The organism is Oceanobacillus luteolus (assembly GCF_023715655.1).
Classification (GTDB): domain Bacteria; phylum Bacillota; class Bacilli; order Bacillales; family Amphibacillaceae; genus Oceanobacillus; species Oceanobacillus luteolus.
In genome coordinates this window covers 1-8,928 of the sequence record NZ_JAMBON010000068.1, presented here as the reverse complement: position 1 = coordinate 8,928, position 8,928 = coordinate 1, and the positions used below count along the sequence as shown (strand labels likewise).

Sequence of the window (8,928 nt, the reverse complement as noted above, 5' to 3'; positions counted from 1 at the left end):
TTCACCGCCAACAACCCCAATCTAAAGACCGATAATGATAAATTTGACTCAAAAAAGGATCCTAGCAAAGTTTTGATTGCTTGGATCCTTTTTAATTACTGTTTTCGGCTAGTTATGTCCCAGCCTCGTGATTCATGAAAAAGAAAATAAATCTAATAATTTTTGCCAGAAGCTTTTCTCTTCTTTCACTTCTTCCACTTCAACTGCTTCTTCTTTCTCAATCGGCTCAGTCTTCAATACAAACTGAACAGAATTCACTTCTTCATTCTTTTCTGAAACGAACGATATTGGTTCAAAATCTGATTTATCATACTGGTCTAGGAGTTTGTCAATTTCCTCAGTCACTTGGTCTGGCATATTTCTTGTTGCATCTGCCAGTTCAGAAGTGCCGGCCTGGAGCTCAGATACTCCACCTGCCAACTGTCCGCTTCCTTCATTTAATTCAACGATTCCTTTATCCAACTCCTCATAACCTGTCGATAATTCATTCACCCCATCTGTATAGGCAACAAGACCTTTGTGGAACTCTTTATAATTTGTTGATAAAGTAGAAATCCCTTCTTGCAATTCCTTCATTCCACTAGAAAAATCCATCCCTTCTAGTAAGCCACTAAATCCATCCACCATTTCTTCCATAGAATCGGCCATGGTTGAAAGGGAATCCGTCACCGTACTCAAAGTGCCATTAACCGCTTCAAAAGCCTGTTTGATTTGATCATACGTACCTTTTGCAGTCAAAGCTGCTTCATACACTTCAAGCAATTTACCTACCGTTTCCTGGTTGGCATCACTTTGAAGCAATGCACCTATTTCATCTTCAGCTAAATGATGGACTGGAATTCCTTCGATTGCTCCATCTAGTGCTTTGTAAGCTTTTCCGTAGTTATCCTTTAACACAACCAAGCCACTTTCAATTTCTCTTAATGCATTTGCAAGCTCTGATAATCCTTCCACCACTTGATTGATTTCACCGAGGTCCATATCTTCCGCCTTTGAAAGTGATTGATGGATCGTTGCAAGTGCCTCGTTGATTGCTGATGAACCGGTAACTAGTTCATTAGAACCGTTATCCAGTGCAGTAATACCTTTTTTATATTCAGCTGATCCTTGACGAAGCGCTTTTGTGCCATCATACAGGTCTGCCGTACCGTTTCTTAATTCCACCACACCTTCATCAATACTTTCAAGCGCATCAGCCAAAGTTACGATATCTTCCGTGAATTCATCTGTATCCGGGGCTTCAATAGACATACTTTGTGGTATAGCGTTAATATCAATACTGCTGAGCTCAAAATCAGTTACATCAGCTGCGGCAGAGAGGACTGCTTCCTCTTCTGGCATGACAGTAAACGTTACGAGGATATCTTTACCAGCATTGGCTAACACCCCCTCTTCCGTCTCGACGTTTTTCGTTTTCTCCCCATCAAATGCAAAGGAAATCTGCAATAGGTAGTTATCGAAAAACACAGGATTTACTGTCTCATTAGCGTTTGTTTCAATTTTTATTTCGAATTCGCCATCCTTACCAGGAAGTTCCTTAGGATCTATTTCCTTTCCATCCAATAAGTAAGTGATTCCGATATCCCAAGGCAATTCGGCATCATCTAAATTTCCTTGATAATAGAATTTCCCTTCAGAAGCTGTCATTTCAACAGCATCACCCGATTGATTCAGTTCCGATAAATCAGTGAGATTCTTTAAAGCCCCATAATTACCGTAATCAATGATACGTCCTGCTTCCGAAACCTCGAGACTGTTGACTACATATAACTCTATTTCTTCACCAACAGGACTAAGTGTCGCATACACGACTTCTTCCTTTCCTTTCACTCTCCCTGTCTTTTCCGTGTTCTCCTCTTCATTCGGCGAAGCAGTCACAGGAGTTACAGTCGGCAAGAAGAGAAGCAAGCATATAAAAACTATGAAGCTCTTTTTCAAATTTCGCATCATCTCTCCTCCTTATAAAAGTTCGCTTTCCACGTTGTTTTTTCAATTATCTTATCTAAAAATACGAGCAATGCTGGCAGGAACACAATAACTAGGATAAATGCCAACAGTGCGCCTCTTCCTAATAGAAGTCCAATGGATGATACAATTGGGTTTGTTGATGTAAGCCAGAGAATGAATCCAACACTTGATAAGATGGAGGCCGAAATGATAATTGAGAAAAATTTATCATTCAATGATTGTTTGACTGCTTGCAATGCCGGCATCTCTTTACGTTTAATTGTATAATCCTCCGTAAGTAAAATAGCATAATCGATTGTCGCTGCAAGCTGTACCGTACTTACGATTAAATAACCGACGAAAACAAGTGGTGATTCTGTGAAATATGGTATAGCAAGATTTATCCAAACCGCAGCTTGAATCGTGAGCAGAAGTACAATCGGTAAAGATAAGGACTTCAGGGCGATGAGTAATGCCAGTCCGATGGTTACGATTGTCATTGTATTTACGAATGTATTATCTTCTTGAACGACATTCTTCATATCATACAATGTCACACTTTCACCAAGCATGTAGTAATCATCATAATAGTTTCCAACCGTATCGCTGACATCCTCTATGAACGCAAAGGCCTGTTCCCCCTCCACTTCCGTCGTTGTATTTAAAATAAATCGACTATAGCTGTCCGAATAAAATTGTTGAGTTATTTCTTCCTCTAAATATTCAGGCGGGACTGCGGCACTGACAGTTGTCACGTAGCTAACCACACTTTTCACTTCTGGATGGTCAGCCAATTCTTGTGCGAGCAATTCTTCCTTCCCAAGATCCTCTCGAGGCAGCAAGACAACAATTTGATTGTTTGTTCCAAATTCTTCCTCAATTTTTTTTATATCAGTACCTTGTCTTGTTGTCTCTGGCTGGTCACCTATACCATAAATGAAATTGGTTTCGCTTTGAGCGAGGAATGCAGGCACGATTAAAATAAATACAATTATCGTGACTGGAATCCTTAATTTCAAAACTCCATTCCCAATTTTATTCAGTTTTGGAATGAACGGACGATGCTGCGTTTTATCAATCCATCTATAGCAGATGATTGTCAACGCCGGCAAGAAGACCATGACACTGATAAAACTGAAAACTATTCCCTTAACAAGATTAAATCCAAGGTCTGAACCAATTTCAAAGTTCATGAAACTTAAGGCGATAAAACCAAAAAAAGTTGTTGATGCACTGGCAGCAATCGCCGGAAAGGAACGTTTAATTGCAAGCCGCATCGCTTCCTTCGGATCAGACACCTTCTCCCGATAATCTGAAAAACTATGTAACAGGAATATCGCATAGTCCAGTGATACTGCTAATTGAAGGATTGGTGCAACCGATTGGGTCACAAAGGAAATTTCTCCAATAAATATATTGGTTCCGAGATTAATAAGGACAGAGATTCCTATAGCCGTTAAGAAAAATAGTGGCTCTACCCAAGATGTCGTCGATAGGACGAGAATAATGATAATAATCGGGATAAGCAATGCTGCTGCATACATTGTTTCCGTGAATGCCATGTTCTGCTGAGTGGCTGTATCAACAGCTTCCCCTGCCATAGCATTTTCCTCACCGATAAGCTCGTATATCTCATTCGTAACACGTACTTCTTCCCCATCTTCAACTACAAAAGAAAATAGAGCATGGTTATCATGATAATAGCTCTCTACTAAGCTTTGATCAGCCATTTCTATCGGAGTCTTTATATCGATTACGTCGTCCAGCCAAACGATATCTGTAACTCCATCTATCGCTGCCAGCTCTTCTTTATATACCAATGCCTCCTGTATCGAAACATCATAAATCAATACACTTGTGTTAGGTATCGCACCGTCGAATTCTTCTTTCATGACTTCTAACGCTTCAGTCGATTGAGCATTGTCCGGTAAATAATCCACCATATTATAATTGACAGATACGAAGAATTGGAGAAAGACACTAATCACAGCGATACTGACAAACGTAATGACAATTGCTTTTCTTTTTTCAATAATCCAAGATGCAATATTGATTGTGTCTCATCCTCTCTTAAGATAGTAAATGAATATTAGTTGAGGCAATCAAGCATGTACGGATTAATCCCTCCGCAAGTTTGATAGTCTTGAGGAATTACTGCTCGCTTATACATAAGAATCTTTACAACTAAAAAACATCACGATAACATTATATAAAACACGGTGTTGGATAATCAACAGACAGTTTATTAACATATGTTCATTAATCAACATAATTTTTTAAACTGTTGGATATCCTATAAAAGAAAGGTGACAAAATCATGACATCTGAAAAATTAGATAGAAGAAAAAAATATACACGGATGGTTTTAAAAGACAGTTTACTGAAACTGTTAAAACAGAAAACATTTTCCTCAATCACCGTCAAGGAAATCTGCGAGCTAGCCGATATAAATCGCTCTACTTTTTATGCACATTATCAGGACCCATTTCAACTATTGGAGACGATAGAAGATGAGATCATCGCAGACATGAGGAAATATCTCCACACCTACAATTTACAGGAAAAAGAAGATGCTTTGCGGATGACGGAAAAATTAATTCAATACTTTTCAGCAAAACACGAGGAGTTGCAAATCTTATTAAATAAAAGTGGAGAATTATCCTTTGAACGGAAAGTAAGACATGTCGCGGAGCAATTTATGATGAATAAAATGACTTCAGAGGAAAAGAACACCCATCTCCCTGAATATGTTTCAAAGTTTATTATTAGCGGGAGTATTGAAGTCTTAAAAATTGGTTATCTGAGGGACGTTCGGAATCACCAAAAGAAATGGCGGAGCTAATCAACAACTTGATTAATCACGGAATTTATGGACAAGCATAGAATAACTGGCCTACTTTTTAAGCGAGAAAAGATTTACAATAGAACAATTTATACATAAAGAAAGTCACCTGCCTTATATGAAAAATGCCTTGAAAATAACTTCCGTGAGCGCATTCATAAGAACATTACATTTATGTAAATTTTATATTATACAATAGGTTATTTAATGGAGTCAATAGATAACTTGTGTGTTTTGGAAAATAATGATATAATATAGATGTAATAATTTTATGACTATAATTCTTTCTGGCGCATCTTCTTTGCAGATCAAATTTGGTGCGGTTTTTTTATTCCATAAGATATTGGCTATAACGATACTTACTCTATTTGAAGGTCGCCAAGAAAAAGTCATGTGAAAATCAAAGGAGTGGAAAAATGAATCTGATTGACAAAGAAGTTATGCACAAGAGTTTTGGTGAAGGGAATATTGTCGACCAAGACGAAAAATTTGTTACGATTGATTTTAATAAGGAAACGAAGAAGTTTGTTTTTCCTGATGCCTTTGGTAAATTTTTAAAGCTCAAAGATGAATCAGCGAACGCTACGTTGAAACAAACGATCATCAAGCTCGAAGAAAAACAAGAAATATTAGAAAAGAAACGGGAAGAGGAACAAGCACAACGACATTTAGAGCAACAACGCGTAAATGAACTTAAAAAAATGTTAAAAAACCATAAACTCCATGAAAGTTCCCAACTCGTCTTTTGGCTCGACGAATCGGAAGATGAGCAAGTATTTACTGATTGGGAAATCTACTCTGGTGAAATTAAAAGCGGAAAAAATAAAGGACAGCCAAATAAGCCTGTTCGTCTGCACCAAAACAGTATTGTTCTGCTTACCAAACGTGACCCGAAAGAAAATGAGGAAAAACGCACGATTGAAGGATTATACATGGTAGGTGAAACATTTGTCGGAAAGACTGCTGAAGATGGTATGGTTCCTGCCCACTCCAAATTTAAAATAAAACTGACAGAAGAAGAATCCGAAAAGATGCTATTCTGGAATTATTATATTAATGAAAAATACCCACATCGAATGACTTGGAATACCGGTAAGTATCGCTACTTTGATAATTTATGGGCAGCCCAAATCTTAAAAGATATAATTGACTTGAAAAGTGATGCCGAAGAACGACAGCTTGCAGAAGATTTCTTTCTACACTTTTGTAAGATGAATCAGCTGGACCCGAATCAAATTCCAGAACGCAATGGCGCGTTAATGCAAGGTTAAACATAGATAGCCCACTATCCAACGGTTGGATAGTGGGCTTTTTCTATTTATTTTCTAAATTTATTATCACACTAGTTATTATCTGAACCTACTTAATAGAAAGAAATCATTATATTGTTGTAATTTTACTAAAAATGAGCTAATGTTTAATTAACGAAATACTGTATCTACTTAAGCTTGAAACCAATCAAAGATAATAGGGGTGAAGGCGTTTGAGTAAAAAACAATATCTTTTTTATGCATTATCCGGATTGCTCATCGGTCTATTTATCGTACCACTTATTCTTCCTTTTTCTTTAAGCGATATCATCGCAGCTATAGTGGGAGAACCAACGATAGTGAGTCACACAATTTTAATTTGCATAGCGATAACACTTGTTTACTTATTATTCAGCCCTCTATTCCATAAAAATGAATCAAAACCACCAGTGTGAACTGGTGGTTTGCTCTGCGGCTGAAAGCCTCTATTACCGGCCTCGGCCTAAAAGGCCCACTGAATGGGTTTCCCTTCTGCACCACACTTACTCACTGATTCTAAAGAATCTCTTATCTTTTTTGATTTTTCTCTCCTGTAAATGGATCAAATTCCTCAAATAACGTTAATTGATCACTCATATAGTCATCTTTAAGCTGATTCCTTATATATTCTTGAATTTGATTTTTATTTCGGCCCACTGTATCTACAAAGTAACCTCGACACCAGAATTTGCGGTTACCATATCTATACTTTAAATTCGCGTGACGATCAAAAATCATTAAACTACTTTTTCCTTTTAGATAACCCATGAATTGAGACACACTTAATTTAGGTGGAATACTTACCAGCATATGAATATGGTCTTTACATGCATTTGCCTCGTGTATCTCAACCCCCTTCCTTTCGCAGAGCTCTCTTATAATTTGTCCGATACTTCTTTTATACTTACCGTAGATAATTTGTCTCCTGTATTTTGGTGCAAAAACAATGTGATACTTACATCTCCACTGCGTATGTGCTAAACTATTCTTGTCCTGCATGGGACGCGCCTCCTTCTTTGGTGAGATCTGGTGGTCGGGAAACCAACCATATTTTACCATGAAGGAGGCCTTTTTTGACCCCACGCTAGAAGCTCTACGGAACCCCCGGCGTAGCCGAGGGTTTTCGAAGACCATAAATAAATACAAAAAACATCTATCCTTGTTGGATAGATGTTTTTGTAAATATAAGGTATACTATTGGATTAATCAAAGATAAGCCATTGATTATTAAGCGATCATATCTTCTTTTTCAACAGACTTGTCTTCAACTTTTACATAATATTTTCCTTTTGTTATAACTGCAATAACAACTGTCAGGATTGCAGCTAGAATGGCAGCGAAAAACGCTGCTGTACTTTGCAGGAATTCTCCGAAATAACCTAGTGCTGCAACAGTACCAAGACCACTTCCTACAATTAAAGATACAACTCCGACCGGATTCCATTTATATAGATTCCGTTGTTTCGGCTCATAATAGCCTGGCCCAATTTTCAATAGGCGTTTTACAATTACTGCATCCGCTACTAGAATTGTCGCCCAAGTCATCAGGAATACACCTTGGAAGGTCATGACAGTACCTAGGTGATTCACAATGCCGGCAAGCATGAGAACAATTGCACTGACACCAGTGACAACTACCCAGAAACGACGACCCGGTTTAAAGTTGAAGATATTTTCAAAGAAATTCGATAGAGATAATGAACCACTATAAATATTAGTAACGTTGATACGGACTTGAGTGATCATTGTAAATAACACGCCCCAAATACCGAGAAGCATAACAATATATACACCTGGATTCGGTTCTCCTAAACGGACACCAAACCAAATTCCAAGACCGCCCATTACTCCAAAACAGAAGATTTGCGGAATAAATCCAATTGCCCAGATACCAACTTTCATATCCTTAGGTTTTAAGAATCGTGCATAATCAGAAGCTAAGAGTGGGGTAAGACCCATGATACCATGTTGCATTCCAATACAAAGCAACAATGCTGTACCGCCTACTTGAACACCTTCTGGCATGTATGTCCAAAAGCTGCCTTCATAAAGTGATGGTGTAAGTGCTGCCATAATAATTGCTGCTACTAAAAACACAAAAAATATTGGTAGAGACCATTTCTGTAATTTATCAAGCTGCTTAATTCCAAACCAATTTAATGGAATGACAATGGAACCAAAGAAGACTATTAATACCCATTCAGGGATTGATGGGAAAAACGCGTGGACCGCCGCAACAAGTATCATACCTTCGAGGGCACAATACATAATAAAGTTTGAGGCGTAAATAAATGAGGTGAGCGATGCACCAATATAACCAAATCCGCCGCCTCTGGATAATAGGTTCACATTCATTCCCGATTTTGCAGATAAGTAAGCAATAAACGTACCTAATATTCCAGCTACAATAATCGCATATATAGCAGATATAATTGCATTGATTGCACCAAATTGAAGTGCCATAACACTTCCCATTTGGAAGTAAAAAATTGCTGTTGCAATACCAAAAGTGATATTGGTAATGCTTAACCATCCCATGTTTCTTTTACTACGAGGAACTCGATCTAAAGAATAATCATCACTTTTATTTTCCTCTACTTTGTGATCTGTATGTTGCACAGATCTCATAGATACCAACTTCCCTTCTTTTATTATATAGCAAAATTTAAATTTGATATTGTGTTCTGCATCACAAAAATCAAATAACTATTTAAGTGTATCACATCACTAGCGTTGCATTAATTAAGACTAAATATTAACAAGACCCCGAATTTTCGCTAATTTACTTTAATGCAAATAAAAAGTCCTTTATAATGGATTTATTCAGGTGGTAACCCATCCAAATCCAAA

Annotated in this window: 7 protein-coding genes; 3 read left to right on the top strand and 4 right to left on the bottom strand. The window is 37.6% G+C overall.

The window, feature by feature from the left end:
• Window positions 1-132: 132 nt before the first annotated feature.
• Together M3210_RS19100 and M3210_RS19095 are read right to left on the bottom strand one after the other, a co-directional pair.
• Entirely contained in the window at window positions 133-1,947 is a 1,815-nt protein-coding gene (locus M3210_RS19100) for a YhgE/Pip domain-containing protein (protein WP_251517724.1), read from the bottom strand.
• Window positions 1,947-3,890 (bottom strand): efflux RND transporter permease subunit, encoded by a 1,944-nt coding sequence (locus M3210_RS19095; RefSeq protein WP_251517727.1) that lies wholly within the window; start codon window positions 3,888-3,890, stop codon window positions 1,947-1,949. Before M3210_RS19095 ends, M3210_RS19100 begins: the two co-directional genes overlap by 1 nt.
• A gap of 374 nt (window positions 3,891-4,264) precedes the next feature.
• On the opposite strand from M3210_RS19095, the gene M3210_RS19090 reads away from it, so the two are divergent.
• The 3 genes from M3210_RS19090 (at window position 4,265) to M3210_RS19080 (ending at window position 6,494) form a co-directional block, all read left to right on the top strand.
• Entirely contained in the window at window positions 4,265-4,789 is a 525-nt protein-coding gene (locus M3210_RS19090) for a TetR-like C-terminal domain-containing protein (protein WP_349774385.1), read from the top strand.
• A 416-nt stretch (window positions 4,790-5,205) separates the two neighbouring features.
• A complete protein-coding gene (locus tag M3210_RS19085) occupies window positions 5,206-6,060 on the top strand; it encodes a malate synthase (protein WP_251517722.1) in 855 nt (284 codons plus the stop codon).
• 212 nt (window positions 6,061-6,272) lie between these two features.
• The gene (locus tag M3210_RS19080; protein ID WP_251517720.1) at window positions 6,273-6,494 is read left to right on the top strand and encodes a hypothetical protein; all 222 of its coding nucleotides are present in this window, start codon (window positions 6,273-6,275) and stop codon (window positions 6,492-6,494) included.
• 112 nt (window positions 6,495-6,606) lie between these two features.
• Here the strand turns inward: M3210_RS19080 and tnpA are convergent, their stop codons facing one another.
• Both tnpA and M3210_RS19070 read right to left on the bottom strand, forming a co-directional pair.
• The gene (gene tnpA / locus M3210_RS19075; RefSeq protein WP_251511490.1) at window positions 6,607-7,077 is read right to left on the bottom strand and encodes an IS200/IS605 family transposase; all 471 of its coding nucleotides are present in this window, start codon (window positions 7,075-7,077) and stop codon (window positions 6,607-6,609) included.
• Between the two features lie 228 nt (window positions 7,078-7,305).
• On the bottom strand, window positions 7,306-8,706 hold the full coding sequence (locus tag M3210_RS19070) for a purine-cytosine permease family protein (RefSeq protein ID WP_251517717.1): 1,401 nt from the start codon (window positions 8,704-8,706) through the stop codon (window positions 7,306-7,308).
• Between the last annotated feature and the right edge of the window lie 222 nt (window positions 8,707-8,928).